At 57.5% G+C, this 26,635-nt stretch carries 28 protein-coding genes; 15 read left to right on the top strand and 13 right to left on the bottom strand.

All coding sequences use genetic code 11. The features are described 5' to 3' along the window. Window positions 1-132 precede the first annotated feature (132 nt). Window positions 133-678 carry a cytochrome b gene (locus ACYASS_RS12240; protein WP_463586309.1) on the bottom strand — a complete coding sequence of 182 codons (546 nt, stop codon included), beginning with the start codon at window positions 676-678 and terminating at the stop codon, window positions 133-135. Continuing rightward, complete coding sequence (locus ACYASS_RS12235) at window positions 675-1,772, bottom strand: catalase family peroxidase (protein ID WP_463586308.1); 1,098 nt, start codon at window positions 1,770-1,772, stop codon at window positions 675-677. The genes ACYASS_RS12240 and ACYASS_RS12235 overlap by 4 nt, the downstream gene beginning before the upstream one ends. 190 nt (window positions 1,773-1,962) lie before the next feature. On the opposite strand from ACYASS_RS12235, the gene ACYASS_RS12230 reads away from it, so the two are divergent. Then, complete coding sequence (locus ACYASS_RS12230) at window positions 1,963-2,472, top strand: RNA polymerase sigma factor (protein WP_463586307.1); 510 nt, start codon at window positions 1,963-1,965, stop codon at window positions 2,470-2,472. Then, complete coding sequence (locus ACYASS_RS12225; RefSeq protein WP_463586306.1) at window positions 2,469-3,227, top strand: anti-sigma factor family protein; 759 nt, start codon at window positions 2,469-2,471, stop codon at window positions 3,225-3,227. Before ACYASS_RS12230 ends, ACYASS_RS12225 begins: the two co-directional genes overlap by 4 nt. 180 nt (window positions 3,228-3,407) lie before the next feature. Here ACYASS_RS12225 and ACYASS_RS12220 read toward each other — a convergent pair whose 3' ends face one another. Further along, complete coding sequence (locus ACYASS_RS12220) at window positions 3,408-4,613, bottom strand: MFS transporter (protein ID WP_463586305.1); 1,206 nt, start codon at window positions 4,611-4,613, stop codon at window positions 3,408-3,410. Between the two features lie 106 nt (window positions 4,614-4,719). Between ACYASS_RS12220 and ACYASS_RS12215 the strand changes: the two genes are divergently transcribed. Together ACYASS_RS12215 and ACYASS_RS12210 are read left to right on the top strand one after the other, a co-directional pair. Further along, the gene (locus ACYASS_RS12215; RefSeq protein WP_463586304.1) at window positions 4,720-5,295 is read left to right on the top strand and encodes a TetR/AcrR family transcriptional regulator; all 576 of its coding nucleotides are present in this window, start codon (window positions 4,720-4,722) and stop codon (window positions 5,293-5,295) included. A gap of 3 nt (window positions 5,296-5,298) precedes the next feature. After that, window positions 5,299-6,579, top strand: coding sequence for a leucine-rich repeat-containing protein kinase family protein (locus tag ACYASS_RS12210; RefSeq protein ID WP_463586303.1), 1,281 nt, complete (start codon window positions 5,299-5,301; stop codon window positions 6,577-6,579). 177 nt (window positions 6,580-6,756) lie between these two features. Here the strand turns inward: ACYASS_RS12210 and ACYASS_RS12205 are convergent, their stop codons facing one another. Beyond that, window positions 6,757-7,461 (bottom strand): YebC/PmpR family DNA-binding transcriptional regulator, encoded by a 705-nt coding sequence (locus ACYASS_RS12205; protein WP_243248764.1) that lies wholly within the window; start codon window positions 7,459-7,461, stop codon window positions 6,757-6,759. A 336-nt stretch (window positions 7,462-7,797) separates the two neighbouring features. On the opposite strand from ACYASS_RS12205, the gene ACYASS_RS12200 reads away from it, so the two are divergent. Continuing rightward, window positions 7,798-9,804 (top strand): type VI secretion system Vgr family protein, encoded by a 2,007-nt coding sequence (locus ACYASS_RS12200; RefSeq protein WP_463586302.1) that lies wholly within the window; start codon window positions 7,798-7,800, stop codon window positions 9,802-9,804. 4 nt (window positions 9,805-9,808) lie between these two features. Here the strand turns inward: ACYASS_RS12200 and ACYASS_RS12195 are convergent, their stop codons facing one another. The 4 genes from ACYASS_RS12195 to ACYASS_RS12180 form a co-directional block, all read right to left on the bottom strand. Next, window positions 9,809-10,582, bottom strand: coding sequence for an enoyl-CoA hydratase (locus tag ACYASS_RS12195; RefSeq protein WP_463586301.1), 774 nt, complete (start codon window positions 10,580-10,582; stop codon window positions 9,809-9,811). Between the two features lie 76 nt (window positions 10,583-10,658). Beyond that, on the bottom strand, window positions 10,659-11,864 hold the full coding sequence (locus ACYASS_RS12190; RefSeq protein ID WP_463586300.1) for an acetyl-CoA C-acyltransferase: 1,206 nt from the start codon (window positions 11,862-11,864) through the stop codon (window positions 10,659-10,661). Window positions 11,865-11,968: 104 nt separating this feature from the next. Continuing rightward, window positions 11,969-12,736: a 3-hydroxyacyl-CoA dehydrogenase gene (locus ACYASS_RS12185; protein ID WP_463586299.1), complete on the bottom strand. Its 768-nt coding sequence runs from the start codon at window positions 12,734-12,736 to the stop codon at window positions 11,969-11,971. Window positions 12,737-12,814: 78 nt separating this feature from the next. Then, complete coding sequence (locus ACYASS_RS12180) at window positions 12,815-13,888, bottom strand: AraC family transcriptional regulator (RefSeq protein WP_463586298.1); 1,074 nt, start codon at window positions 13,886-13,888, stop codon at window positions 12,815-12,817. A 122-nt stretch (window positions 13,889-14,010) separates the two neighbouring features. Between ACYASS_RS12180 and ACYASS_RS12175 the strand changes: the two genes are divergently transcribed. Continuing rightward, window positions 14,011-14,490: an LEA/WHy family protein gene (locus ACYASS_RS12175; RefSeq protein WP_463586297.1), complete on the top strand. Its 480-nt coding sequence runs from the start codon at window positions 14,011-14,013 to the stop codon at window positions 14,488-14,490. 35 nt (window positions 14,491-14,525) lie between these two features. On the opposite strand, the gene ACYASS_RS12170 is transcribed toward ACYASS_RS12175, so the two are convergent. Continuing rightward, the gene (locus tag ACYASS_RS12170) at window positions 14,526-14,780 is read right to left on the bottom strand and encodes a hypothetical protein (RefSeq protein ID WP_243248777.1); all 255 of its coding nucleotides are present in this window, start codon (window positions 14,778-14,780) and stop codon (window positions 14,526-14,528) included. A 163-nt stretch (window positions 14,781-14,943) separates the two neighbouring features. Here ACYASS_RS12170 and ACYASS_RS12165 point away from each other — a divergent pair, with 163 nt between their 5' ends. Continuing rightward, window positions 14,944-15,264 carry an ElaB/YgaM/YqjD family protein gene (locus ACYASS_RS12165; RefSeq protein ID WP_122664479.1) on the top strand — a complete coding sequence of 107 codons (321 nt, stop codon included), beginning with the start codon at window positions 14,944-14,946 and terminating at the stop codon, window positions 15,262-15,264. 164 nt (window positions 15,265-15,428) lie between these two features. On the opposite strand, the gene ACYASS_RS12160 is transcribed toward ACYASS_RS12165, so the two are convergent. From ACYASS_RS12160 to ACYASS_RS12150, 3 genes are all read right to left on the bottom strand, one after another. Further along, window positions 15,429-15,929: a hypothetical protein gene (locus ACYASS_RS12160; protein WP_463586296.1), complete on the bottom strand. Its 501-nt coding sequence runs from the start codon at window positions 15,927-15,929 to the stop codon at window positions 15,429-15,431. Between the two features lie 113 nt (window positions 15,930-16,042). Then, window positions 16,043-16,393: a hypothetical protein gene (locus ACYASS_RS12155; protein ID WP_463586295.1), complete on the bottom strand. Its 351-nt coding sequence runs from the start codon at window positions 16,391-16,393 to the stop codon at window positions 16,043-16,045. Between the two features lie 45 nt (window positions 16,394-16,438). Then, a complete protein-coding gene (locus ACYASS_RS12150) occupies window positions 16,439-16,723 on the bottom strand; it encodes a hypothetical protein (RefSeq protein ID WP_243248783.1) in 285 nt (94 codons plus the stop codon). Window positions 16,724-16,882: 159 nt separating this feature from the next. Between ACYASS_RS12150 and ACYASS_RS12145 the strand changes: the two genes are divergently transcribed. The 8 genes from ACYASS_RS12145 to ACYASS_RS12110 all read left to right on the top strand — a co-directional run bounded on the left by ACYASS_RS12145 (window position 16,883) and on the right by ACYASS_RS12110 (window position 25,212). Beyond that, entirely contained in the window at window positions 16,883-17,950 is a 1,068-nt protein-coding gene (locus tag ACYASS_RS12145; protein ID WP_463586294.1) for a M4 family metallopeptidase, read from the top strand. 17 nt (window positions 17,951-17,967) lie between these two features. Continuing rightward, entirely contained in the window at window positions 17,968-18,273 is a 306-nt protein-coding gene (locus ACYASS_RS12140) for a protealysin inhibitor emfourin (protein WP_463586293.1), read from the top strand. 272 nt (window positions 18,274-18,545) lie between these two features. After that, window positions 18,546-20,657 (top strand): putative bifunctional diguanylate cyclase/phosphodiesterase, encoded by a 2,112-nt coding sequence (locus tag ACYASS_RS12135; RefSeq protein ID WP_463586292.1) that lies wholly within the window; start codon window positions 18,546-18,548, stop codon window positions 20,655-20,657. Between the two features lie 242 nt (window positions 20,658-20,899). Further along, window positions 20,900-21,532: a paraquat-inducible protein A gene (locus ACYASS_RS12130; protein WP_463586291.1), complete on the top strand. Its 633-nt coding sequence runs from the start codon at window positions 20,900-20,902 to the stop codon at window positions 21,530-21,532. Continuing rightward, complete coding sequence (locus tag ACYASS_RS12125; protein WP_243248792.1) at window positions 21,529-22,143, top strand: paraquat-inducible protein A; 615 nt, start codon at window positions 21,529-21,531, stop codon at window positions 22,141-22,143. Before ACYASS_RS12130 ends, ACYASS_RS12125 begins: the two co-directional genes overlap by 4 nt. Next, window positions 22,136-23,818, top strand: coding sequence for a PqiB family protein (locus ACYASS_RS12120; RefSeq protein ID WP_463586290.1), 1,683 nt, complete (start codon window positions 22,136-22,138; stop codon window positions 23,816-23,818). The genes ACYASS_RS12125 and ACYASS_RS12120 overlap by 8 nt, the downstream gene beginning before the upstream one ends. Continuing rightward, a complete protein-coding gene (locus tag ACYASS_RS12115; protein WP_463586289.1) occupies window positions 23,815-24,426 on the top strand; it encodes a PqiC family protein in 612 nt (203 codons plus the stop codon). The genes ACYASS_RS12120 and ACYASS_RS12115 overlap by 4 nt, the downstream gene beginning before the upstream one ends. Window positions 24,427-24,726: 300 nt before the next feature. Next, complete coding sequence (locus ACYASS_RS12110; protein WP_463586288.1) at window positions 24,727-25,212, top strand: helix-turn-helix domain-containing protein; 486 nt, start codon at window positions 24,727-24,729, stop codon at window positions 25,210-25,212. Window positions 25,213-25,358: 146 nt separating this feature from the next. Here ACYASS_RS12110 and ACYASS_RS12105 read toward each other — a convergent pair whose 3' ends face one another. Continuing rightward, on the bottom strand, window positions 25,359-26,624 hold the full coding sequence (locus ACYASS_RS12105; RefSeq protein WP_463586287.1) for a Zn-dependent hydrolase: 1,266 nt from the start codon (window positions 26,622-26,624) through the stop codon (window positions 25,359-25,361). Between the last annotated feature and the right edge of the window lie 11 nt (window positions 26,625-26,635).

Below are 26,635 nucleotides of genomic sequence, written 5' to 3'. Positions count from 1 at the left end.
GCGTGGGGGGCGCCGCCCCCGCGCCCACATGGGTCCCGCTGCCTGCGCGCCTCATGCTGTCTAAATATTTGTGCCTCCCCCCCCGTGCCCCCCCCCGCCCCCCGCCCCTACAGGGGTAATCAATGCACGCTCTTAGTGCCTCCCTTCTCCCCGCAACATACTCCCCAGCACTTCATCACGCCTCACCCAGGCATGAAACAACGCCGCAGCGATGTGCATCAGCACTGTCATGAACAACAGATACGCCAGCCAAGTGTGGGTCTGACGCAGAAATGCGAAGGTTCCGGCATCCGCCGCGACGATGGAAGGCAAGCGCAGTGAACTGCTGAGCATGACCGGGTCACCGGCCGCTGAAATCATCGCCCAGCCAATCAACGGCATTGCCAGCATCAGCGCATACAACACGTAATGAGAAAGCTTCGCCGCCAGCACCTGCCAGGTTGGCAAGTCAGCCGGGAGTGCCGGGGTATGACTGGACAGGCGAACGATGATGCGCAGAATCACCAACACCAGAATCGCGATCCCTAATGGCTTATGCAGGTCCAGCAGCCACTCATGGCGTGCCGACACCGACGCAACCATGCCTGCGCCAATGAACAACATGGCGATGATCATCAGCGCCATCGACCAATGCAGCAGGCGCGCCAAAAGAGAAAAATGCGCAGTGGGAGTACTCATGACTTTTTCTCCATGACAGGCGCGGATTTGGGCAACTGCTCCACTTCTGCAGTGCGCCGTTTGTACGACGTGGCGTAGGCGGCGGAACGTGCAGCCAGCAGCGGATCATCAGAGCCAGTGATACCGGATGGCAGTACCAGCGGGTCATAGTTGATGTCACGGCAAGCACCGCTCAACTGCGGTTGCTCACTTTCAAGCACCAGTGTTCCGGCATTCAACGTGCGCCGATCGGCAGGCCACTGTTTGCTGGCGTCGTTGACCGGATCGTCCGCATTGGCCAGGGTCAGGATCAAATTGAAGCGCAACGGCCCGGAAGCCAGTCGTGCATTGAGGTCCGGCTCAAGGTAATCCTTGGCATCAGGCGCAGGGGCAGCGGCATCTACCGGCTCGACGGGCACCATGTTCCAGCGCACGGCCTGGCGCTTGCCGTCAGCACTGACCAGGTAAAACGCGTTAACGCTGTTGTAGGTGACGGTTGCATAGCTGGCCGAAGGCTTGGCAGTCTTGACCCAGGCAAGGAAAGGCCCGGTTTCAGGGTGGCTACCGAAGAACGCGGGTGGTTTGGCCGGGTCGGGCTTGCCGGTTTGCGGATCCGGCGCGGTGGCTTGCAGCAACTCATAGAACGCTTGCGGCGTGCCCACCGGGAATACCGGCATGGCATTCATGCCGGTGCGCCACTGCTGGCCGTCTGCCTGGGTAAAGCGCAAGGCCAGGCTGCGAATAGGCGCAGCACTGTCGGGCGAGTACGGGTTACCGGTAGGCAGCGCGAATCGTCCCTCTACCGCTGTGCGAGTGCTGGAAAACACTTGAGCACTGGAAAGATCAGCAGCGGCGCCATTACTGTCGAAGTAACCTGAAACGCACACTCCTTTAGGATGGTTCCGGCGAAACCCCGGGAAAGTGCCATTATTGTGCTCAAGGGTATTAACCAGTTTGTCCGGGGTCAGGCGCTGCGGATCCAGGTAACCTCCAACGTAGGCAAAGGCGGTGGCGGCGACGAGTACTACCACGCCAATCCCCACCAGGCGCAGGCCTGTCGCGGCAGGGCTCAACGGAGGTCTTTGCCTCTTGGGTAAAGGGTCACGGTCGTTCATACGAAACTCCAGGTCATCGGGCTATCACGATCGGCTATCGCGTTTTGTGCGCAGTAGGACGAAGCCGGGAAGTGTTTATTCCATCAGCCAAAAAAAATTGCACAAATGAAGGAATATATGGCCGCGAGCGTCGTCTTGCTGATCACACCACTGTGATGGTCATAGTTGCTGACCAAGGAAAATCCAGCCCATGAACGAGCTCGATGCACAATTAAGGGAGTTGATACCGCGGCTGCGCAGGTTTGCCCTGTCGCTGACCCGCAATCCCAGCGGGGCCGACGATCTGGTTCAGGCCAGCCTGGAAAAGGCCCTGTCAGCCTGGAAAGACAAGCGCCCGGAGGGCGATATGCGCGCCTGGCTGTTCTCGATACTTTATCGCCAGTTTCTGGATGCCCACCGCCGCTCGCGACGTTACAGCCGGATGCTGGCGTTGTTCACCGGTGGCGACGAGGACTACCAGCCCAGCGTGGAGCGCACAGTAGTCGCCCAATCCACACTGGGCGCGTTCGAACGGCTGACTACCGAACAGCGCGCGCTGCTGCTGTGGATCTCGGTCGAAGGCCTGAGCTACAAGGACGTCGCCACCATTCTCGACGTGCCCATCGGCACTGTAATGTCACGTTTGTCCCGCGCTCGTCAGGCCCTTCGCCAATTCAGCGAGGGCGAAATCACGACCCCATCTCTGCGGATACTGAAATGATCACCCTGCCCCCCAGCGAACTCGACCTTCACGCTTATGTGGATCAGCAATTGAGCACGGCTGATCGCCTGCGCCTGGAAACCTGGCTTGCCGCTCATCCTGAGGTCGCGCTGCAGGTGAAGGCCTGGCAAGAAGACGCGAAGCGGCTGCGTACGGCCTTGAGCGGCGAATTGAAGCGCGAACCCAACCCGGAGCTGGAACCGGCGTTCATCCGTCAGCGCTTGCGTCGCCACCGTTACCGTCATCTGGCGACGGCCGCCATGTTAATGGTTGCCGTGGGCATTGGCGGGCTCAGCGGATGGCAGGCCAGGGAGATGACCCTCAGTTCCAACATGCCGCCTATGGCTGATGCCCTGCAGGCATACCGTATGTTTGCAGTGAACGACAACATGGCCAGTGACTGGAATATCGAACAGGCAAGCGATGCTCAGGTGTGGCTTGACCGCCACTTCAATAAGGCCAACCGACTGCCCAATCTTGAGGCGGCAGGCTTCAAACCCGTCACGGGGCGCATGACCACAACTGAACAGGGCGCTGCCGCCCTGGTGGTTTATAAAGATCCGGAAGGTCGCACGCTGAGTTTCTACATCCGCCCGCCTGGGGCGAAAAATCATATGCTGCCGAGAGGAAGTCGCCTGGACGGCGATCTGCAGGCTGATTACTGGTCAGGCTCGGGTTATAACTACGCCATTGTCAGCCCGGCCAACGATCCCGCAGCGCAACAGGCTCGAAAGGCGCTGCCGGGGGCGATTTGAGTGGCGAGCACAGGCCCTGGCAGCCGGGAAAGCGCAATCCCCTGTGGGAGAGAGGCCTGCCCGCGATAGGCGCAACTTGGTCTGGAGTGAACCGCGCCCAGCCTTATCGCGAGCAAGCTCGCCCCCCACAACAGAGCAATGTTGCTGCCAAAGCGTGAGGTGGCAGGTAGCTACACCATTTCATACCGGACTCACTGCCGCCTTTCCCGTCACACGCCGGACGATCAAGCCCGAGAGCGCCAACAAGCCCAGCACTATCACTACGCTGCCATAAACATTGGTCGTCGCAATCAGACCAAAACTGTGGGCGCTCAGCCCGGCAATCAACGCCGGGATACAAAAAGCCAGATAACTGAGCACATAAAAAGCCGACATCAACCCGGCCCGCTCATGGGCATGAGCCAAAGGTAGCAACAAGCGCAGAGCCCCGAGGAAACCCGAGCCGAAACCCACCCCGGCAATCACCGACCCGACAAAAAACAGCCACAGCCAACCGGCATTGACTGCCGCCAGTATCACCGCGACACCCGCAGGCAGGCAGCTTGCGCCTATCCAGAGCCCAAGCACCGCAGGGCGCAAACGCAGGTTGAAGATCGCCAGTGCACCGCTGATGGTAAGCGTGGCGACGGCCAGACCACCATTGATTGCAGACGTGGTTCCGGTAGCAGCAGCAAGAAGAGACGGCGACAGAGACAGGAAGAATCCCCCGAGTGACCAAGCCGCGATATCAACCGGCAATACCAGCAACAACGTACGCCGAGCCTGAACCGGGACGTGCAACGAAGGCTTCAGGGACGCCCATGCGCCCGTTTGAGGACTGACCGTCTCCGGAATAAACCAGACGTAAATCGCCTGTGCGAAAAACGCGGCCAATAGCAGGCAGTAGGTCAGCAACATAGGCAGTGGCGCCAACTCCACCAACAAACCCGTGCCCAGCGCGCCCAGAGCCATACCGAACATGGGTGCAATACTGTTGACCAAAGGACCCTGCTTCTCATCACTGTCGAGCAAGGCGGCCCCTAGCACACTGCCCGCCATGCCCGTCGCCAACCCCTGAATCATCCTCGCCGCAAGCAGCCAGCCGACATCTACCGCGAAGACAAACAGCAACATGGCAATGATTTCCAGCACCAGCGCCGCAAAAATCACCGGCCGCCGCCCCAGATAGTCGGATAAGGATCCCACCACGAGCAATGCCACCAGCAAGGTAAACGCGTAGACCGCAAAAATCAGTGTCAGCACCGCTGAAGAAAAACCCCAGCTCTGCTGATACAGATGGTAGAGCGGTGTCGGCGCGCTGGACGCAGCAAAAAAGCACAGGGTCGTGAACGCCAGAAATCCCAAGTGGTTGTTTCCTCGCTCAGGGTTCTGCAAAGGACGGGACATGGGTACACTCTCCGATCAGGCACATCATTAAAGCTAAGGTTTAGCGTTTCCGGATTGTGCGAGCTGACGCCGCTTAAAGCAAATACTTTGTGTTAAGGTCTGCCACATGGCTATAAAAGAAGGAATACGCACCGGTGGCCGTAGCGCCCGCGTACAGGAATCAATTCACAGCGCCGTGCGGGATCTGCTCGTCGAACACGACCGGGCAGGCTTGAGCGTACCGATGATCGCCACTCGTGCGGGCGTCACGCCGTCCACCATCTATCGCCGCTGGGGCGACCTGACCACCTTGCTCGCCGATGCTGCAGTGGAGCGTCTGCGTCCGGACGAGCCGATTGATTGCGGCAACCTGCGGGACGATTTGCGCACCTGGACCGAGATGTATCTTGACGAAATGAACTCTGCCCCAGGCCGGGAAATGATGCGCGACGTAGTCGCCAGCAGCGCGGCAACGTGCTCGGGCAAGTGCGCAGGCATTACGCGTGACCAGTTGCAGATCATCATTGACCGGGCGCTTGTTCGTGGCGAACCCTCACCCGACGCCAACGAACTGATCGATATGGTGGTTGCCCCGATGATCTATCGCATCCTGTATGCGGAAGCGCCGCCAAGCCTGGAGCGCGTTCACCTGTGGGTTGATCGTTGCCTGAAACTGCCGTCCGACAACAGTGGTCGTAGCTGATCCATGCACACACTTGCAGACCTTCGCGCAGGCAGGCTGGCCGGCATCAAACGCCTGGACCTGTCTTGCGGACTGAGCGATTTCCCGATGGAAATCTTCGATCTGGCCGACTCGCTGGAAATCCTCAACCTGAGTGGCAACTCGCTGCAGAGCCTGCCTGACGATCTTTATCGGCTGCCGCATCTGCAGGTGCTGTTCTGCTCCGATAACCAGTTCACCGAGCTGCCGACCTGCATCGGTCGTTGCCAGAACCTGCGCATTGTCGGCTTCAAGGCCAACCAGATCAGCCACGTAGCGGCGGCTGCGCTGCCTCCCGCGCTTCGCTGGCTGATTCTGACTGACAACCGCATTGAGCAACTGCCTGGTGCACTGGGTGAGTGCCGCTCCCTGCAAAAACTGATGCTGGCAGGCAATCGCTTGAGCGCCCTGCCAGCGAGCCTGGCTCAGTGTGAACAACTCGAGTTACTGCGTATCGCTGCGAACCAGCTAACCGCGCTACCTGACTGGCTGCTGCAATTACCCTCACTGGCATGGCTGGCCTTTGCCGGTAATCCGCTGTGCAAGACTCCTGAATCCGCTGTTGTACGGCAGATCCCATGGGCTGAGCTGGATATTCAGCAGCAGTTGGGCGAAGGCGCGTCCGGGGTCATTCAGCAAGCGCTCTGGCAGCCACCTCGGCAAGCAGCCAGGACCGTGGCAGTCAAACTTTACAAAGGCACCGTCACCAGTGATGGTTCACCGCTCAACGAAATGGCAGCCTGTATCGCAGCGGGTACCCACCCGAGCCTGATAGATGTCGAAGGCCAGATCTTCGACCACCCAGAGTCCCGTGCCGGGCTGGTCATGCAGTTGATTGATGCAAGCTTCACTAATCTGGCGGGCCCACCCAGCCTGCAATCCTGCTCAAGAGATATTTACCCCGCAGGGTTACGCCTGACCAGGTCGACGGCTTTACAACTGACGCGCGGCATCGCGTCGGTCACCGCACACTTGCATGAACGTGGCATGACCCACGGTGACCTGTACGGTCATAACATTCTCTGGCATGACAAGGGTGACTGCTTGCTGGGAGACTTTGGTGCCGCGTCGCTTTACTCCACGCCAGCTCAGGCCCAGGCGCTGCAACGCATCGAAACACGGGCGTTCGGGATTCTGCTGGGCGAGTTGCTGGAGCGTTGTGACGAAACGGTAGAAGATGCCTTGTGGGCATTGCAGGCGCAGTGTGTTCAGCCGGACGTCAGTCAACGACCGACGTTGCGGGAGATTGAGCAACGCTTGGGTTGAAACCGGAGCGGTGCTTACTCCGGGATGAGCGACGCTAGAACGCATCGCCCCAATCGTCGGAATACCGCCCAGACCAAGCACCGCTCCCACATAGAACCAGGTTTGGTGCGCGAGAGCGATGTGTCAGGGACACCGGGGCGACTCCCTCAGGATCTACGCAATCTTGTAGGATCGGCGTTACCCTGCCAAACCCACATAAACGTTCTGCACGTCGTCATTGTTGTCGATAGCCGCCAGAAAGGCTTCAACTTCGGCCATCTGCTCTTCGTTCAGGCCGTCAACAGTGCTTTTCGGGCGATAGCCCAGTTGGGCTGACTGCACGGTGAAACCGAATTCCGGAAGCTTTTTGCACACGGCATCCATATCGGTAGGCTCAGTGAGGAACAGGGTTGCGCCCTCTTCGCCCGGCTCGCAATCCTGAGCACCCGCCTCAATCGCCGCCTCATCCGGGTCAGCATCCGGATTGGTCGGCACTGCCTCGATCATACCCTGATAGTTGAAGTCCCAGGAAACCGAACCCGCAGCGCCCAATTGCCCTTTGCGGAACAGCACGCGGATTTCCGAGACCGTGCGGTTGATGTTGTCAGTCAGACACTCAACGATCACCGGCACCCGATGTGGAGCAAAGCCTTCATAGGTCAGACGCTCGAACGTCACGTTTTCACCCAGCAGCCCGGCGCCTTTCTTGATCGCCCGCTCCAGGGTTTCACGCGGCATAGAGGCTTTTTTAGCCTGTTCCACTACCAGCCGCAGGCGCGGATTCATGTCCGGATCTGCCCCGGCGCGTGCCGCAATCATGATTTCCTTGGACAGCTTGCCGAAGATACGCCCCTTGGCATTGGATGCTGCTTCTTTATGCTTGACCTTCCACTGTGCGCCCATGCTTGCTCTCTTGATCCGATTGCGCTTTGCCCGATGCGCCAGCATCCATTAACAGGCTGACTGCAAACCAGGGCAAAGCGTTAAAAATGAGGTGGCTACGTGTCGAGACCGATGCACGACGACGGCGCATTTTATACCCGATGACGCCAGATGAAACCCCCGCCGTTGTCCATTGAGCACCGTTTGCGGATTGCATCGTGATTAATGCACTGCAACGCAACTAGCGACATTCCTCTTTAACTTGTAGTCCCTTTCCGAAAAATGCTTAAGCGATGCCCATAGACCGTGGCATTTCGTACCCTCTGCCCCCTCAAATTCAAGGTGGGAGCGATGTGGATGTCCGAAGGCCAACAAATGCCGATCACACTGGCGATTGTCGATCACAAGATGAATCTGCCTGTCATCAGCATCAGCGGGCGCGAAGCCCTGAACGCCCCTTACAGTTTCGTCGTCGATTTTCTGTGCGCCGACCCACACCTGGATTTCAGGGCCCTGGAACAAAGGACAGCCTACCTCACGCTAAGCCTGGATAATGGCGTACATGGCAAAATCAGCAATGCTAACCGACTGTACAGCGGAGCAGCCCTGAGTCTTTACCGGATAGAACTGGGCCCGACGCTGCTAGCCCTGCAACACCATCGCCAGCATCGGGTTTTTCAGGGCCTGAGCGCACCGCAAATTATCTCCAGGCTCATGGAAGAGCATGGGCTTGACCCGGATACTTACCGTTTTGAGCAATTGGTAGGCATTTATCCGCAGCGAGAAACGTGCGTGCAGCATAAAGAGACCGATCTACATTTGCTGCTGCGGCTTTGCGAAGAAGAAGGCATTCATTTTCGCTTTGAACACCGGGAGTCATCGCACGTGCTGATCTTCGCCGACGATCCGGCTTCTTTTTCACACCGCTCCGCGCCTGTGCAATTTCAGCTACCGATCTCGCAAGGCGTCAGGTCTCCTTCCCTCTCGCACCTTGCAGAACAATGGGCAATGGCGTCGACGACAGCCCATTACGAAGCGCCTGACCATGGCTGGAGGCTGAAGGAACGAACCACTGAAAACCGCAATGGGCAGGAGGCCAGTAATGAGCGCTTTGACGCCAGCGTTCTTTCACGTCTACCCACGGAAAGTCAGGCACATGCTCGCCAGATCAGCGCCCGGGCTCTGGAACGTCAACGTTGTGAGCGCCGTATCATTCTCGGGCTCAGCATTGAACTCCCTCTGACCCCAGGCCAGATCATGCAGGTTCAAGCGCACCCGGAGGCACGTTTCAATGATCAATGGCTGGTGACTGAGGTGAGCCACGCCGGTAAGCAACCCGAAGTTTTAAAAGATCACCCCGCGGAGGATACCGCGCAGATCATCGACATCCTGCAAACTCTCTCGACACCGCAGCAGAACGAATCGATACAGTGCGAAATAGAACCGTTTGGTCATGGCTACAGCAGCAGTTTCCGGGTACTGCCTTGGGAAATACCCTTCAGGCCCGGCTTGAAGCACCGCAAGGCCGCCGCTACCGGCTTTCTGCCCGCAACCCTGTTGAGTCGTTGCGAGCAAGAACAGGATCAACTGCTCAACGGGCGGCTGCCTGTCAGATTCGACACACAACGCTCAGCGTGCGCAACCAAAGACGAGCTTTGCGCGCCTACTTCGGTGTCTCTGGAGCAACTCAAGGCACTGCGAATCGGTACCGCACTGTTGATTGCCCACTTTGACAACGACCCCGATCGGCCGATTATCCACGGAGTGCCAGACGAACATGGCACGCTGCTCAACGAGCAAAAAAGCCTGGATAGCCTGGATAGCCTGGATGGCTTGCCCACAGCGCAAGCAGTCCATCTGGACAGGCCTCAGACACTCCATCTGGTGACCTGTCGGGATCTGGCACTCACTACCGCCGAGAGCAGGTTCGAACTCACTGGTACGCGCATCCTCATGACGGGCACCCCGCAAAAGTTGACTGCCCAGTCTCACTGCGCAGCCCTTGAAGTACCCGTGCAGCGCGCCGCACTGTCATTCTTCGACGCGGACTTGCGTCTGACCGAATACCCCGGCCTGAAGGGCGCGCCACTGCCTGACCGCTTGTGGTACATCGTTCGAATGCGCGAAGCCGGATTGCAGTTTCTCGCCCGCCTGCAACCGGAGCACTTTCTGTTCGAAGGTAAAACCGACAAACACGGCTACTGTGGACTAGGCGCCCGGCAGTTGCGCGAACTGGCCACGGCATACCGCAAGACGCCCGACGGCCTGTGCCTGATTCACCCCGGGCATTGCATCAAATTGCGGGACTGGTTCGAACAGAACTGGCCTTCGCGATTGCATCAGGCATTCATCCAGCACGGATGAGCTGTCAGCGCCCCTTGAAGCGTGGCTCGCGCTTTTCGATGAATGCAGCCATGCCTTCTTTCTGATCTTCAGTCGCAAACGCAGCATGAAACACACGACGCTCGAAACGAATGCCCTCGGCGAGACTGACTTCGAACGCACGGTTGACGCTTTCCTTGACCATCATCGCCACAGGCAGCGACTTTTCGGCAATGGACGCAGCGACTTTCAGCGCTTCACTCAACAGTGCATCAAGCGGTAGAACCCTGGCCACCAGCCCTGAACGCTCCGCTTCCTGGGCGTCGACAAGCCGGCCGGTCAAGCACATTTCCATGGCTTTGGCCTTGCCTACCGCATGGGTCAGACGTTGCGTCCCGCCCATGCCGGGCAATACGCCCAGCTTGATCTCAGGCTGGCCGAAGCGGGCGTTGTCTGCCGCCAGAATAAAGTCGCACATCAAGGCCAGCTCACAACCGCCTCCTAGCGCGAAACCAGCCACGGCGGCGATCATCGGCTTACGTCGACCGGCAACCCGGTCACTGTCGCTGAACAGATCATCCAGGTAAATCTGCGGGTATTTCAGCTCAGCCATCTCCTTGATATCGGCCCCCGCGGCAAAGGCTTTGCTGGAGCCAGTCAGGACGATACAACCCACGTCACGGTCACCGTCCAGCTCGTCCAGGGCGTGGTTCAGCTCGCTTATCAACTGTGCGTTGAGGGCGTTCAACGCCTCGGGACGGTTGAGCGTAATGAGCGCAACCCCATCTAGAATCTCTACCAGAATGCAGTCGTAAATCATTGATAATAAACTCCTTTCTAAAAAAACAACCACAATATAATTAACATTAACAATTAACGTTTACCGACTGTTTTTACTAGATTATTTCCAGCGCCATTGCCGTAGCCTCTCCACCACCTATACAAATGGCTGCAACGCCACGGCGCAGCCCATTGCGTCGTAATGCGCCTAGCAGAGTGACCAGAATGCGGGCACCCGAAGCGCCTATCGGGTGCCCGAGTGCGCATGCACCGCCATGGATGTTGACCTTGTTGTGGGGCAAGTTCAGTTGGCTCATCGCAGCCAGCGTCACGACGGCGAACGCCTCGTTGATTTCGAATAGATCAACCTCCTCCAACGCCCACCCTGTACGCTCCATCAACGCACGAATTGCCCCGATGGGTGCGACGGGAAACAACCCAGGCTCATCGGCAAAAGCCGCATGCCCCTGAATAATTGCCAAAGGCTTCAATCCTCGTCGTGCTGCTTCTGAACGCTGCATCAGCAGCAGTGCCGCGGCGCCATCCGAGATCGAACTGGAGTTGGCCGCAGTAACAGTACCGTCCTTGCGAAAGGCCGGTTTGAGTGTGGGGATTTTATCCAGCCGTGCCTTGGGGGGTTGCTCATCCTGGCTAACCAGGCGTTGCTCTTTCCCTGATACGACCTGCAGCGGGACTATTTCGTCCGCGAACCAGCCTCTTTCGATCGCTTCCTGTGCACGGTTCAATGAAGCGACTGCAAAGGCATCCTGGACCTCGCGGCTGAAATTTTGGCTTTCTGCGCACTGCTCGGCATAGGTGCCCATCAGTCGCCCCGGCTCATAGGCATCTTCCAGACCGTCGAGAAACATATGGTCGAGCACTCGACCATGGCCCATTCGATAGCCCGCGCGAGCCCGGTCCAGCAGATAAGGCGCGTTGGACATACTCTCCATGCCACCCGCTACCATTACTCGGGCGCTACCAGCCAGCAACTGGTCATGGGCCAGAATCGCTGCCTGCATACCCGATCCACACATTTTGTTCAGCGTCGTGCATCGCGTCGACGTGGCAAGCCCGGCACCCAGTGCGGCCTGCCGAGCGGGTGCCTGTCCCAGCCCTGCTGACAGCACACAACCGAATAACACCTGCTCGACATCCTGGGGCGGGACGCCTGCGCGCTCTACGACTGCACGGATCGCCGCCGCCCCCAACTGTGGCGCAGTCAGGCTCTGCAAGTCGCCTTGAAAGCCACCCATAGGGGTACGCGCGGCGCTGACTATTACGACGGGATCATCATTCAAACCTGGATTTACTGACGGCATGTTCAGTTCCTCATTGAGCAGGCTGCGATTTGACTGGAATACCTACCTGGCAACACCGGCACTACGCAGTACCGGCACTACGCGGCATGGCGCAGTGCGCATGCTCATCTGGCTGCCATCCTCAACGCTCCGTCCAGACGGATCACTTCGCCATTAAGCATCGGATTTTCAATGATGTGCCGAACCAGCGCGGCGTATTCGTCCGGTTTGCCCAGACGCGGTGGGAAAGGCACACCCGCGGCCAACGACTCGCGCACTTGAGGTGTCATGCCCGCCATCATTGGCGTTTCGAAAATACCGGGGGCAATGGTCATGACCCGGATCCCAAAGCGGGCCAGCTCTCTCGCAGCGGGCAGGGTCATGCTGACAATGGCGCCTTTTGAAGCGGCATAGGCCGTCTGGCCAATCTGACCGTCGTATGCAGCCACTGAAGCGGTATTAATGATCACGCCCCGCTCGCCGCTTTCATCTGCAGTGACGGCGGAGATAGCTGCACTGGCGAGTCGAAGAAGATTGAAACTGCCGATGAGGTTGACGTCGATCACCCGCCGAAAATCGGGCAGAGGGTGCGGCCTATCTTTGCCGATGATTTTTTGCGCACCGACGATACCGGCACAGTTGACCAGACCATGGAGCGCGCCGAACGCCTCAACACTGGCGTCTACCGCAGACTGAGCCGAACCCTCTTCGCAAACATCGGTGACAGTTGCCCGGGCGTTCGGCCCAAGCTGATCGACCTGCACGGCCAATGCATCGGCATTGAGGTCGGCAAGCACAACTTTGGCCCCTGCGCCGATCAGCATGCGCGCAGTGGCGGCGCCTAACCCCGAAGCCCCGCCGCTGACGAGGAATACCTTGTCGCGAATATCCATGAGTGACCTCTATTCGGTGTGTTGTTTTTGTACCGAAATAGTCGCGCTGCTGCCTGTTTCAGGCAATGGCCAAAGTGCTCAGTGTGGATGACCGGTTTGGCCAATACGGCCCAGTACCACGTCCCGATAATGACCCGGGTTGGTCCCTGACCATTTTCGAAAGGCTTTGTGAAACGAACTGGCGTCGGCAAAGCCAAGACGGCTGGCGATGGTAGTGAAGTCGAGTTGCTCATCGGCCAGCCAGCCGATTGCCAGGTCCTTGCGCACGGAGTCCTTGAGCGCCTGGTAGCTTTGCGCCTCTTCGGCCAGACGCCGACGCAGTGTCGAACCGGACATGAACAGCCCCTTCGCGAGCTCGGCACTGTTCGGCCACTGCTCCGCAGGCAAACTGCGCAAATGTTGGCGGATACGACTGGCCAGACTTTGTGAATCCCGGTACCTGACCAACAGGTTGGCGGGGACTGTGCCAAGGAAAGCGTCGAGTTCGGCAGTACTGCGTCTTATAGGCAGATCGAGGCAATCAGCAGCAAAGATCATTCTCGACCGCGGACGCTGGAAGCGCAGATTTTCCGAGAACATCACCTTGTAATCCTCGATGTAATCCGGCTGCACACATCGCAACTCAATGCCCAGAATCGGCACGCGTCGCCCACATAACCAGCAGGCAACGCCATGCACAATCATCCAGAACGTGAAGTCTGCGAACGCCCTGGAAACCGCGCCTTGCGGATGATCAATAACAATTTCTGCCACGCTCTGCTGGCGAATCAAACGGGCACCAAAGCGCTCAAGCATCAGCCCGAGAAACGCCAGGCCGGACTCAAGGCCCTCGGCAAGTGTCGGCTGCGCCATGGAAGAGCGACAGAGAAACTCAAGGCTGCCCTTGCGTAATGGCCTTGGGTCCATGCCAAAGAACAAATCGTCAGTGCACCGTTCGAGGCTGCGCCACAGCGCCGCGTATGCGCTGACCGGTACCCTTGCCCTGCTCTCGCCCATAACATCAGGCGCGATACCCGCCTGCGCCAGCAGCGCCTGCTGCTCATCCTTGGGCAAACGGCTTTCCAGCAGTGCCTCACGGACCAATTCAATGGAAATGGTGTCCTTGACGATCGCATTTGCAAGCGGTAGCGCTGGTTTCTGGTGTCTGGGCATCTGCGACTCGGCAACAGGCAGGTCCCGCAGCATAAGCCAGAGCAGGATGAAAACGAATCTCTACGCACGAGTGAGGTCTGAACGGAAAGCGCAGCCCTGTCACGACCCCAGGAAAACACCGAATGCCCTTACGCCCGATTCGTACCCTGCTGATCAGCCTGCTGCTGTTGACCCTGAATGCCTGCGCGCTGTTGCCCAATCGTGGCCCGCTGAATATCAATGTGGTCGGTATTGAGCCGTTACCGGGTCAGGGCCTTGAAGTCAGGCTCGCGGTAAAATTGCGACTGCAGAACCCTAACGAGAACGCCATCGAGTACAACGGCGTGGCGCTGGACCTGGACGTGAATGGCAAATTACTGGCTTCAGGTGTCAGCGACCAACAGGGCACCATAGGACGATTTTCGGAGGCCGTTCTGGTCGTCCCTGTCAGCGTTTCGGCCTTTGCAGCGCTGCGCCAGACCGTGGGCCTGACGCAAAGCCAAAGTCTCGATAATCTGCCCTACACCTTGCGCGGCAAGCTGGCCGGAGGGCTGTTCGGCACCATGCGCTTCAAGGACAGTGGCGTCTTGAACCTGCCGCAGCCCATCGACGGTAGTTGGTAAACCTGGACCTGCGGAGCGCACCCGGGAAAAAGCAGTTACTTGTTGGCTGCCATCAGACGATTGACTTCGCTGCGTACCATATTGGCGTATTCAGGCGGGCTCATCGCATCAAGCTCCGCACGAACCCATTCGGACCACTTGCCTTTGCGCTTGGATCGTTCGCCAAATATCCGCGCGGCATCGCCTTTGGCCTTGCCCAGATTGCTTTGCCATAGATCGAAGAGGCGGGATTTCTCGTCTTCGAGCGCTGCGCGTTCTGGGAGTGGCCGGTTGGCCAGATTGAAACTCATAACGGTCACCTGTGACTAAAAACCGGAAGCATCTTACACCCGTGAGAGTCGGTTTCCGGCAAATTCCACCAGCAAAATTTCTTTCGTCTTACAGATAACTGCAACTTTTCGCGAGACGCAGGACTCCATTGCTCACTGCCATCATCAACGAAAGGAAAACATCATGGCTCGTAAAACTGCCGCTCAAAACACTGCAGAACAGATCAAGGACCAGGCTTTCAGCGAACTGCAGGCCCTGATCGAAGAGTCCGACAAGCTGCTCAAAGACAGCGCCGCGCTGGTCGGTGAAGACGCAGAAACCCTGCGCGCACAGCTTGGCCTGAAACTGAAACAGGCAGCGGATTCTGTTGCTAGCGTGCGCGAACGCACCAAGCCAGTGGTCGAAGCGACTGAAACCTACATTGGCGGTCATCCATGGCAGACAGTGGCCATTTCCGCAGGCTTTGGCCTGGTGGTGGGTTTGTTGCTGGGTCGTCGCGACTAAACCTGAAAATCTTTTGATCCATCGCGGGCAAGCCAGAGCGCTATCCGGGTCGCCTCCAAAGGGCGACCGGATAGCGGGTTAGGACCTTGGCTTGCAGGAGCAGAGCCTGCTCGCGTTAAGAACACCACGGCCTGCCGTGGAAGCTTCAGTTGCACTGACTGTTTTTAAACCGAACTTCCCGGCACCAACAGTTGTAGCTGCCTGGCAAAATGATCCGCCGTAAATGGCACCGGCTCCGATTCTTTCACGCCGATTCTTTTCTCCTCCATCCACTGCACGCCTTGCGTCGCATCCACGCAGGTCAGTGATACCTGTTCCTGAGCATGCAGACTCAGCCCCGTAGCCGCTATCGACACCTGCCCTTTCGGGCCCATCGCCTCAGGTATCAAAGCAACCTGCCGCCCGGCAATCGTGAGCGTCAGACGCTGCGTGCTGAATGGGGAATTTTCATCGGGGTAGCCCTTGCTCTGCGCAAGGTGCGGCTCGTACGTCACATTGATCTGTCCACTGTCAGTCAGTGGCTTGAGCCAGATTTCAACCTGCTCGTAGAGCGTGAGGATGCTCGCCTGCCACTGGGCAAGGCCAGTATGGAATTGCTGGTGCTTATGTTCTTCATTGCGTTGATTGGCGCTCAGCAACTCGCCCAATCGTTGAATTTCGTCCATAACAGCGCTTCCCGGGGTTCACGCATCGAATGATTCGAAACGCGTGAACCGAGGGTGGCACAGCAACGAGCAAGTGTCTCTCTGCATTCGTGCCTGAGGCTGTCAGACGGTGATCAAGGTACCCGCTGAATGACGACGGGAGCGGCCTTACGGTGAGATTTGGCTATCTTCGCCAGCAATTCAGTACGCGTCTGCTCAGCCTGTTCCGGGCTTTGATAAGGCCCGATCAGCAATTGCTGCTTGCCATCAATCGTGACCAGATAAGGCGGATAGCTGCGTTCGAGCAACCAGGCACTGATATCACTGAGCGCCTCATTGGCGTTGATCTGGATTTCCCACTGTGGAGCCGCTTGCGGGGCCTGGACAGTTGTTGCTGCCTGCACCTTGGGAGGCGGTGGAGTCGATTTGTCGACATCACAGCCAGCCAGTGCCAGCACCGCCATCATCATTGCCAAATTGCGCACGTCTGCTTGCTCCTTTCAAAAGTGGGCGCAAGTTTAGCATTGCTATCAACGACTACGGTCTATTCGGGCTGGCGACACTTCGTCGCCCTCTGTCATCAAGGAATTGACCAAATCCCGGCCTACGGCCACCCCCGCGTGGCGTGCCTCATCAACTGACAGGTAACCCCAGTTACAAATTCTAACGATTGGAACAGGTGTACGGCCCGGCATTGTCACCTTGACATGTGCCACAAACTCAACCACTTCTTTGATCCCAGGCGCGTGTTTCACCTGAATTTCGATCACCTGCTCGCGATAAACGTCCGAAAACGTTCTGTGCGGCATATTCATTTGGCAACTGTCCATTGAATGGGTGAACTCATCCGACATCACCACAGCCTGATCGTTGTTAAATAAACTCTCAGGCAAAGGGTCGGAACATCGCGGGGCACTGTGCTGCCTAAAAAAGAACCTGAAACGGTTTTCCAAGTACGCCCAGGGAGGCTCCACATGTGCCATCGAAATCCGCTGCATTGCATTATCCCGCCTTACATTCTCGAACATCTCGCCCAGTCATCTCACGCCCGGGTCAGGGCGCTGGCAATCACCAACCTGGCCAGCAGTTCAGCCTTCGTCGCCTTTCGCACTTCGGCACAAGCGATGCCCGCATTACTGGCGAGCAAATCGCCCGAGGGTAGAAAAAACCGGTTGGTTTACGACGCCAAAGGCACGAACACCCTGCCCGGCACCCTGGCGCGCTCAGAAGGCCAGGCGGATACCGACGATGCTGCGCTGGACGAGGCTTTCAATGGCTCTGGCGATGTCTATGACTTCTACGACGAACTGTTTGGTCGCAACTCGCTGGACGACAATGGCATGACGCTGATCTCTACGGTTCACGTTGCGGAGGTGGATTTTCAGGGGGATTTCGTACCCATGAACAATGCCTTCTGGAATGGACAGCAAATGGCTTATGGCGATGGAGACGGTGAAGTGTTCAAGCGGTTTACCGGCAGTCTGGAAGTCATCGGCCACGAGTTGACCCATGGCGTACAGTCTTTCACCAGCAACCTGAATTATCAGGGGCAGTCCGGCGCACTCAACGAACATTTTGCCGACGTGTTCGGCATTCTGGTTCGGCAATGGAAAGAAGGCACCACTGCCGCAGATTCAAGTTGGGTCATCGGCAAGGAACTGCTGGTCCCGGCGCCCACTCGCCGCGGCATACGTGACATGGAAAACCCCGGAACGGCGTATGTAAACGATCCCGAACTTGGCGACGACCCCCAACCTGCGACCATGTCGGGCCTGTATACCGGCCCCAAGGACAATGGCGGCGTACACATTAATTCGGGCATCGCTAATCGGGCGTTCGTGCTGACCGCCAAGGCGCTTGGCGGCAACGCGTGGGAAACGGCAGGCCGGATCTGGTATGAAACGCTGCTGCAACTGCACAGCAACAGCCAGTTCATAGACTGCGCCAGGATCAGCGTTCAGGTGGCGGGCGGCAAACAATACGGCAGTGCGGCGAGAAAAGCCGTCAAGGCGGCGTGGAAAAAAGTTGGCATTAACGTTTGACTCGAAGGAGCACCATCATGCGTGTCTGCTATGTACAGTCAGGGGGTTTCATCGGAGCCATCAAAAGCTGCGAGGTGAATACGGCCGACCTGGAACAGCCAGAGGCCGAGCAAGTGAGGCGCCTGGTAGAAGATAGCGGCCTTAAACAGTCCGGCAACTTCATGTCTGATCGTGCGCGAGACCAGAAGCAGTACGAAATCACGATTGAAGACGAAACCAACGCCATCTGCATCTCGTTCGATGAGCACAACATTCCACCTGAAGCTAAAACGTTGCTGAGCTACCTGCAAACCCATGCCAAACCCGGGAAGCTGGGACGCTGAAAGCGTGGAAATGGTACGAGGCCGGCGATGAGGGGATGTCAGACAAACCGCATTCGCTGGCCGCGTAACCTCGGTAATTCCTCAGGACGGGTCAATCTTGAAGTCAGTCAGACAGGTCACCTGTCGGCGTCGTCCCAAGTCTCGCTAATTCCTGTAGAGATAAGGAGACAAAATGCTGGCCATTTGATGCTATCATTGCACTGGATCCCATTCAGCAACCCTTCATTCCGACTTTGCAGTTGCTGGTGCGCCGATCCCACTCAGAGGAATAAATGATCGCACCCATCCTGGCTCTGTATTTCATCTCCACGGGAATATTGATCATGGGCGCGTTCAATGCTGCGTTGCTGGCCCGCAGCAGCGGCTACACGCGAGCCTGCTGGATGTTTTCGGCAATCTGTCTGGTGTTTACCCTGTTTCAGGTATCAAGTGCCCTTCAATACTCGGCCCAGACACTTGAAGCCGCCATTTCTGCTCATAAATGGGTCAACTTTTTTGCGTTGCTGCTGATACCGCTGAGCAGTTACCTGATAGCCGCGCTGCAAAACAGACGGAATGCTTATAGAGCCTGTTACCTAACGGCCGGAGCCGCACTTGCCGCAATCATCTATAACGCGGCTGCGCCATTGGGCTACCGTTTTGCTCAACTGGACTCGGACAGTCCGAGCACATTCGCGTGGGGCGAACAGTTATACATTCTGTCCGGAGAGCCATCGGTCGTTTATCACGTTATGCGCGTGTTCTCCTACGGCATGCTGATCTGGGTTACAGCCTTTGCACTGGGCATAAGAAAGCAGGCGGGGAAACTCTCCAACATCGTGATCTGGACGACTATTACCCTGTTGTTCAGCGCGACGCTGTGCACCAGTCTGGCCGACGCAGGGATCGTCAAACTGCCCTACCTGGGCGCGTTTGCCTTCTTGTTCCTGGCCGTCTGGTTTTCCGTGATGATCAAGACAAATGTCTCCAGGAGCAGGCGAGAGAAGGCACTGATCAATAAAGCCCTTGAGCAGGAAATCAACAGTCACCGGATCGCCAACCAACGCTTTGAACACGCGCTTCACAACGATGCTCTGACGGCACTGCCAAATCGCGCAGGTGCATTGGTCAGGCTGCAGAGTCTGATAGCAATCAACAGACAGAGTCAGACCCGGCTGGTGGTATTTCTGCTGGAGCTTGATCAACTCGGGATTATCAATGGCACCCGAGGCCACAAAGCAGGCGACCAGCTACTGATAGAGATCGCGCAACGCCTGCAGCTCACGACGCGTGACAGCGATCTGATTGCCCGGGTGGGTACCGGTCAGCTGTTGGTGGGCGCCAGCGGAATAAAGAGCGAACAAGGCGTCATACGCTTGCAAGAGAAATTGTCCAAGGCCCTGGCATCATCGTTCGATGTCGCTGGCAGCCCGTTGAAAGTGACCTCAAGTGCCGGTGTGGCAGTATTTCCTGATGATGCTTGCCAACCCGAGGACATCCTCGGCGCGGCTGAACTGGCGCTGCATGAAGCCAAGAGTTTTGGTCCTGGCAATCTGCGGGTCTATCACCCTGCGCTGAAAGAAAACATTCAAGAGCAGGTCGAATTTGAAGCGGCGCTTGGTCAGGCCCTGGACCAGCGTCAGTTCTTCCTGTGCTATCAACCGCAAGTGCTGGCATCCAGCGGAGAGACAGTCTGTCTTGAAGCGCTCATCCGCTGGCAGCACCCCGTATATGGGCTGGTCATGCCAGACCGTTTCATTAAAGTCGCGGAGTCCATGGGTATCATCGCCGACATGGGCGCATGGGTCATAGAAACCGCCTGCGAACAGCTCGCTCGCTGGCACGCCATGGGCTTTACTCACCTTAAAGTGGCCGTGAATCTGTCGGTGCAGCAATTACTGGCCACCGACCTTGAAGAAACCGTCACCCAGGCGCTGCAGCGTTTTGACCTCAAGGGTGACAGCCTGGAGCTGGAAATTACCGAGTCAGTGCTCATGCAGGATCCGGAGCGCTCCATAGAGCGCCTTAGCGCCCTGCGTCGGTTAGGCGTCAGGCTGTCGATTGATGACTTCGGCACCGGCTATTCTTCACTGGGCTACCTGAGAGTCCTGCCCGTCCATGCGTTCAAGCTTGACCGCAGTTTCGTGCGCGATATTGGCAACGGAGGCAAGGATCTGGAAATTTGCGCCACGGCCATTGGGCTGGCGATAAACCTTGGACTGGAAATCGTCGCCGAAGGGGTTGAGACCGAGGTGCAAATCGAACAACTGCGCACGCTGGGCTGTCACCTGCTGCAAGGCTACTTCTTCGCCAGACCGTTGAGTGCGAGCGCGGCCGACGAGTATCTGGCAGCGGAGTTTCAGCGACACCAGCCTCCTTCATACCCACAGATCGCGGTGATCTGAGCTCAGGTTCTCTGTCAGCGCAGTCTTGCTCACCGACTCATGCCACGCACGCCAGTCGAGTAACGCCTCGTACTAAATAATGGCTTAGTGACATGTGAACGTCAGACAACGCCCGCGGTCCATCTCTCATACCGATACTGCTGACCTTTTCGGGACGGGCTGATAATGGAGCTATACAGATGCCTAGAAGTATCTTCTCGCCTTTCTGTCTCTTGCGTTATCCTCCCCGGCCCACGGCGTAGATGAACACCACTTTGCCTGATACCACCCCCCCTGCTAATTTAATTATCTGCGAACATTGCGACTCGTTGTACGAGGCTGTGCCTTTGCAAAAAGGCGAAACGGCTTCCTGCGCGCGATGCGGTGCCGTACTCGGGCGCGCTCATCGCCTGAGCCTTGAGCAATTGCTGGCGCTGACCATCGCCGCTGCGGTGCTGTTTGTATTTGCCAATGTCTTCCCGGTCATCAGCATCAGCATGAAAGGCTTGAGCAATGAGGTCACGCTCTGGTCTTCAGTCGAAGCGCTTGCTCAGGGACGCATCACGCTGATCGCGCTGGTCGCCGGGCTGTCGATCATTTTTGCGCCAATGCTGCAGATCATCCTGTTGTTCTGGGTGCTGTTACATGCCCAGAAAGGCCGAATAGCTCCAGGCTTTAAAATGTGTATGCGTGCGCTGGAACACCTGCGTCCGTGGAGCATGCTTGAGGTGTGCATGCTGGGCATCCTGGTGGCCATCGTGAAACTCTCGGGCATGCTCGATGTGCATGCAGGTGTCGGCCTGTGGGCGATGGCGATGTTAATGGTGCTGATCATCCTGATTGCCGGCAAACACACCCGCCGCCTCTGGACCGAATCAGGAGTGCAGCCTTCTTGAACGGTATACCCTTTGCCCACGAACACGGCCTTGTACTGTGTCATATCTGCGGCTATGCGTGCCCCGAAGACACGCATGAATGCCCACGTTGCGAATCCCCCGTGCATGCCCGTAAACCCAACAGCATTGTCCGCACCTGGGCCTTTCTGATTGCCGGACTGATTTTCTATATACCGGCCAACACCCTGCCGGTGATGTACACCACGATGTTTGGCAACAGCAGCCAGAACACCATCATGAGTGGGGTCATTGAATTCTTCAAAAGTGGTTCCTGGGACATCGCCCTGTTGATTTTCATCGCCAGTGTCGTGGTGCCCAGCATCAAGTTCGTGGTTCTGGGGCTGCTGCTTGTCACCTGTCAGCGGCGCAGTACCTGGGCCATGCGTGAGCGGGCAAAGTTGTATCGATTCATCGAACTGATCGGCTATTGGTCGATGCTCGATGTGTTAGTGGTGGCACTGGTTGCCGCCCTTGTGCAGTTTCATGAGCTCAGCACTATCGAGCCGAGAATCGGCATTCTGTTTTTTGGTCTTGTAGTGGTGATGACGATGTTCGCTGCCATGAGTTTCGATCCCCGGCTTATCTGGGACGCAGAGGTTGAAGATGTCTGACAATACCCTCCCCCCTTCTTCATCGGCTCCACGCAGCCCGGACATCAAACGGCGGCGCGTGCGTGTTTCGCTCGTCTGGCTGGTGCCGATCGTCGCGGCCCTGATCGGCCTCTCCATGGCCGTTCACGACTGGATGTCCATTGGCCCGAAAATTACCGTCAGCTTTCAGACGGCGGAGGGGCTGGAAGCCAACAAGACACAGGTCAAGTACAAGAACGTGGTCATCGGGGTAGTGACTAACATCGCGCTGAGCGAAGACCGCACGCACGTGCTGGCCACCATTGAGCTGAACAACAATGCGGGTCCGTTCACCCGTGAAGACACCCACTTCTGGGTAGTCCGACCACGTATTGGTGCGCAAGGCATCACGGGTGTCGATACCTTGCTGTCCGGAGCGTTCATTGGGGCAGACGCTGGCAGTTCGGAAAAAACCAAATCCGAATTCGACGGCCTTGAAACACCGCCTCCGGTCACCTTTGGCGACAGAGGCAAGCGTTTCAAGCTGCATACAGATGATCTGGGGTCTCTGGATATCGGCTCCCCTGTTTACTACCGACGCATCCAGGTCGGTCAGGTGGTGTCCTACGAACTGTCCAAAGATGGCAAAGGCGTCGACATCCAGATCTTCATCAACTCGCCCAATGATCAATACATCTCTACCGACACCCGCTTCTGGAACGCCAGTGGCGTGGATGTGACCGTCGGGGCTTCGGGCCTGAAGATTGATACTCAATCCATGGCCTCGATCCTATCCGGAGGGATCGCCTTCCGTGAACCGAACTGGAGTCCCGATGCCAAGCCTGCGGAAGAGAATGCCGAGTTCCGGATTTTTGACGATCAGACCGCAGCACTCGCTCCGCCGGACGGTGAGCCGCGCTATATCCGCATGCGCTTTCAACAATCCCTGCGCGGTCTGGTAGTCAACGCACCGGTTGATTTCCTCGGGGTGAACATTGGCCGCGTGGTGTCTGTGGACCTGGACTACGACCCTGCCTCTCAGTCCTTCCCGGGTATTGTTGGCGCGGTTATCTATCCAAAACGCCTCGGCGCAGCGGAAGAGAAGCTCCAGCAACTGGGCGGCAGCGGCGACCTTGATCAGCAATCTGCGCGCATCCTCGGCGCATTCGTTTCCCGCGGCCTGCGCGCCCAGATCCGCACCGGTAACCTGCTGACCGGCCAGTTGTACGTCGCGATGGATTTTGATCCCAAGGCACCAAAAGTCGTGTTCGACCCTAAAGCACGCCCGCTGGAAATCCCTACGGTACCGGGTAGCTTTGACAAGTTGCAGGAGCAACTGCAGGCCTTTGTCGAGAAACTCGGGAAACTGCCGCTCGATGATCTGGCGAACAACCTCAACGGCAGTTTGAGCGAGCTTCAGAAAACCCTCAAAACCGTTAATGGTACGGTCTTGCCTGAGATGCGTGGCACCTTGAAACAGGCGCAGAAAACCCTCGGCACTGCCAACGACAGCCTGGCTGAAGACTCCCCGGCCCGTCAGCAACTGGGCCAGGCCATGGATGAGGTACAACGCACCGCCCGTTCAGTCCGGGTACTGACCGACTTCCTCAGCCGTCACCCTGAAGCGCTGCTTCGTGGCCGCACCGGCGACGCCGCGCCTGGTTCCTACAAAGCCCCCTCATCCTCTCGTGCCATCGACCTGGAGCCACAACAATGAGTCTGCGCCTGACATTCATGGCATTGGTTGCCGCGCTGGGCATCAGTGCCTGTTCCTCGACACCGACCCATTACTACACGCTGATTGCGCCAATGGGCTCCAACCCGCACCCGGTTGCCAGCCCTGCAACGTTCCAGTTCGAGATGCTACCGGTGTTGATGGCCGTACAAGTCGATCAACCCCCGTTGGTGGTACGTCAGGGCAACGGCAGCCTGGCGATTCTGGACGCCGAGCGCTGGGGGTCGCCACTCGGTGACGAGTTTCATGATGCGTTGACCGGCCAACTGGAGCGTCGCTTCGGCGGCCGAGACATGGCCGGGCTGCCCAAGGATGCCGCTCAACCGGTGCTATCCGTGCGCACCGATGTACGCCGTTTTGAATCAGTGCTGAGTCAATACGCATTGATCGACGTGGTATGGACCCTGGGCTTGCGCAACAACGACGCCAAACGCCAAAGCCTGACCTGCAGCAGCGTTATCCGTGAGCCTGCGGGCGAAGGCATGGAGAATCTGGTGATTGCTCACCAGCGAGCGGTTTCGCGGCTGGCGGACACTATCGCCAAAACGGCAACCGCCTGGTCGGCACAGACCAGTACACGGTGCCTTTGACACGTTGAACTCCCTTCGCGGCCCCTCAGTGGGCCGCTGCTTATGGCATTCATTGCAATGCTTACTTATCGTTAACACATCTGATTGAAACTATCGCCCAACTAATTAACGCGCCTGGATCCCCTTGAGTTTCATTTAGCTGTATTGTTAACACTCTTTTCGTGGCACAGAAGCACCGGGCTTTCATATCTGGTTGATTTCATTATCTTTGCTGTGAATCCTGATGAGTCATATTCACCCCTGACAAGTTGCCGCCCTCAGGCGTGGCAATCCTGATGAATAACTGCTCGGAAAACCGCCATGACTCACATCGGTCAACGTCTGAAAGAAGAACGCCTGCGCCTCAAACTGTCACAAAGCGCGCTGGGCTCAATTGGCGGTGTTGAAACCAATGCGCAAGGCAATTACGAAAACGGCTTGCGATATCCCAGAGCCGATTATCTGTCCCGAATCGCCAAAGGCGGTATCGATGTAGCTTATGTAGTGACCGGCCTTCGTTTGCCCGTCGTTAACGGGGAGTTGGGAGTCAACGAACTGTCGGCGAATTTGTCTGTGCACGATGACATGAACGGCACTGAGCGCATGGACAGCCTGATTGAACGTCTGCAGGCCAACCTGCACGGTATCACCACTGACTTGTATCAAATCAGTCGGCTGGCCGACGCCAGCAGTGAACCAGGTAAAGCGGGTAGCAGGCACACCCAGATCGAAAATATCAAGGGCGAGGCCGAAGCCATTGCATTGGCGACGTTACGCCTGATCTTCGTGACCTCGCGTTTGAACTGATTGAACACCCTCATTTGAAGTTATCGTTATAGCGATTATCGCGAACAGATATATTCGTTTGTTTATAAGTCACTGCAATGAAATAAAGAGACATTGCCGGCTCATCAAACTCCAGCAATGTCCTTGACCGATGGAAACCCGGAATATTATTCAGCGGCACTTACCATTGCTCGCAGCAATACCGCGCAACCCGCCGCGAGATCTTCCGGAGTCGCATTTTCAATTTCGTTATGACTGATGCCGCCTTCGCAAGGCACGAAGATCATGCCCGCCGGGCCCAACTCGGCGATGAAAATCGCGTCGTGCCCTGCGCCGCTGACAATGTCCATATGGCTCAGTCCCAGCTGCGCCGCCCCTTGGCGTACAGCATCGACACACAGGTCGTCGAAGTCCAGCGGCGGGAAGTCTGCGGTCGGCGTCAGTTGCCAGGTCAGGCCGTGTTGCGAGCAAGTGCTCTCGATGACCTGCTCCAGCTCATCGACCATGGCTTGCAGTTTGTCGGCCTGAAGGTGGCGGAAGTCGATGGTCATCTTCACTTCGCCAGGAATCACGTTACGCGACCCCGGATGGATATTAAGGCAACCCACGGTGCCACAGGCGTGGGGCTGGCTTTGCAAGGCGATGCGATTGACCGCACTCACGACCTGCGCAGCCCCCACCAGAGCGTCCTTGCGCAAGGACATCGGGGTAGGCCCGGCATGCGCTTCGACGCCAGTGAGCGTCAGGTCAAACCACTTCTGCCCAAGGCAACCCATGACCACGCCAATCGTTTTGCGTTGATCTTCGAGAATGGGTCCCTGCTCGATGTGCGCTTCGAAGTACGCACCCACCGGATGCCCCAGCACCGCCCTGCTGCCTGCGTAACCAATACGCTGCAGCTCTTCGCCCACAACCAGACCTTGCTCGTCTCGCTTGAGCAGCGTGTCTGCGAGATCCAGTTGGCCCGCAAACACCCCGGAACCCATCATGCAGGGTGGAAAGCGCGAGCCCTCCTCGTTGGTCCACACCACCACTTCCACTGGCGCCTCGGTTTCCAGCCCGAGATCGTTAAGGGTGCGAATCACCTCCAGTCCGGCCATAACCCCAAAGCAACCGTCAAACTTGCCGCCGGTGGGCTGAGTATCGATATGGCTTCCGGTCATCACAGGTGCGCGCCCGGGGTTACGACCTGGACGACGGGCAAAGATGTTACCGATGGCGTCCACACTGACCGCGCAACCCGCTTCTTCGCACCATTTGACGAACAGGTCACGCGCCTGTCGATCAAGGTCAGTCAACGCAAGACGACAAACACCGCCTTTGGCCGTGGCACCGATCCGGGCCAGATCCATCAATGATTGCCAGAGACGCTCGCTATTGATCAGCGGTGCATTGGAGGTAAGCAATGTTGTCGAGGTGAACGGGGTGGTCATGGTGATTCTCC

This window comes from Pseudomonas sp. HP_14 (genome assembly GCF_055283875.1).
This window is presented reverse-complemented; position numbering and strand designations above follow the sequence as displayed.

Excerpts from the sequence above, each read along its gene's own strand:
- ACYASS_RS12240 (WP_463586309.1), bottom strand. The coding sequence starts at position 678 with ATGAGTACTCCCACTGCGCATTTTTCTCTTTTGGCGCGCCTGCTGCAT.
- ACYASS_RS12235 (WP_463586308.1), bottom strand. The coding sequence starts at position 1,772 with ATGAACGACCGTGACCCTTTACCCAAGAGGCAAAGACCTCCGTTGAGC.
- ACYASS_RS12230 (WP_463586307.1), top strand. The coding sequence starts at position 1,963 with ATGAACGAGCTCGATGCACAATTAAGGGAGTTGATACCGCGGCTGCGC.
- ACYASS_RS12225 (WP_463586306.1), top strand. The coding sequence starts at position 2,469 with ATGATCACCCTGCCCCCCAGCGAACTCGACCTTCACGCTTATGTGGAT.
- ACYASS_RS12220 (WP_463586305.1), bottom strand. The coding sequence starts at position 4,613 with ATGTCCCGTCCTTTGCAGAACCCTGAGCGAGGAAACAACCACTTGGGA.
- ACYASS_RS12215 (WP_463586304.1), top strand. The coding sequence starts at position 4,720 with ATGGCTATAAAAGAAGGAATACGCACCGGTGGCCGTAGCGCCCGCGTA.
- ACYASS_RS12210 (WP_463586303.1), top strand. The coding sequence starts at position 5,299 with ATGCACACACTTGCAGACCTTCGCGCAGGCAGGCTGGCCGGCATCAAA.
- ACYASS_RS12205 (WP_243248764.1), bottom strand. The coding sequence starts at position 7,461 with ATGGGCGCACAGTGGAAGGTCAAGCATAAAGAAGCAGCATCCAATGCC.
- ACYASS_RS12200 (WP_463586302.1), top strand. The coding sequence starts at position 7,798 with ATGTCCGAAGGCCAACAAATGCCGATCACACTGGCGATTGTCGATCAC.
- ACYASS_RS12195 (WP_463586301.1), bottom strand. The coding sequence starts at position 10,582 with ATGATTTACGACTGCATTCTGGTAGAGATTCTAGATGGGGTTGCGCTC.
- ACYASS_RS12190 (WP_463586300.1), bottom strand. The coding sequence starts at position 11,864 with ATGCCGTCAGTAAATCCAGGTTTGAATGATGATCCCGTCGTAATAGTC.
- ACYASS_RS12185 (WP_463586299.1), bottom strand. The coding sequence starts at position 12,736 with ATGGATATTCGCGACAAGGTATTCCTCGTCAGCGGCGGGGCTTCGGGG.
- ACYASS_RS12180 (WP_463586298.1), bottom strand. The coding sequence starts at position 13,888 with ATGCCCAGACACCAGAAACCAGCGCTACCGCTTGCAAATGCGATCGTC.
- ACYASS_RS12175 (WP_463586297.1), top strand. The coding sequence starts at position 14,011 with ATGCCCTTACGCCCGATTCGTACCCTGCTGATCAGCCTGCTGCTGTTG.
- ACYASS_RS12170 (WP_243248777.1), bottom strand. The coding sequence starts at position 14,780 with ATGAGTTTCAATCTGGCCAACCGGCCACTCCCAGAACGCGCAGCGCTC.
- ACYASS_RS12165 (WP_122664479.1), top strand. The coding sequence starts at position 14,944 with ATGGCTCGTAAAACTGCCGCTCAAAACACTGCAGAACAGATCAAGGAC.
- ACYASS_RS12160 (WP_463586296.1), bottom strand. The coding sequence starts at position 15,929 with ATGGACGAAATTCAACGATTGGGCGAGTTGCTGAGCGCCAATCAACGC.
- ACYASS_RS12150 (WP_243248783.1), bottom strand. The coding sequence starts at position 16,723 with ATGAATATGCCGCACAGAACGTTTTCGGACGTTTATCGCGAGCAGGTG.
- ACYASS_RS12145 (WP_463586294.1), top strand. The coding sequence starts at position 16,883 with ATGTGCCATCGAAATCCGCTGCATTGCATTATCCCGCCTTACATTCTC.
- ACYASS_RS12140 (WP_463586293.1), top strand. The coding sequence starts at position 17,968 with ATGCGTGTCTGCTATGTACAGTCAGGGGGTTTCATCGGAGCCATCAAA.
- ACYASS_RS12135 (WP_463586292.1), top strand. The coding sequence starts at position 18,546 with ATGATCGCACCCATCCTGGCTCTGTATTTCATCTCCACGGGAATATTG.
- ACYASS_RS12130 (WP_463586291.1), top strand. The coding sequence starts at position 20,900 with ATGAACACCACTTTGCCTGATACCACCCCCCCTGCTAATTTAATTATC.
- ACYASS_RS12120 (WP_463586290.1), top strand. The coding sequence starts at position 22,136 with ATGTCTGACAATACCCTCCCCCCTTCTTCATCGGCTCCACGCAGCCCG.
- ACYASS_RS12115 (WP_463586289.1), top strand. The coding sequence starts at position 23,815 with ATGAGTCTGCGCCTGACATTCATGGCATTGGTTGCCGCGCTGGGCATC.
- ACYASS_RS12110 (WP_463586288.1), top strand. The coding sequence starts at position 24,727 with ATGACTCACATCGGTCAACGTCTGAAAGAAGAACGCCTGCGCCTCAAA.
- ACYASS_RS12105 (WP_463586287.1), bottom strand. The coding sequence starts at position 26,624 with ATGACCACCCCGTTCACCTCGACAACATTGCTTACCTCCAATGCACCG.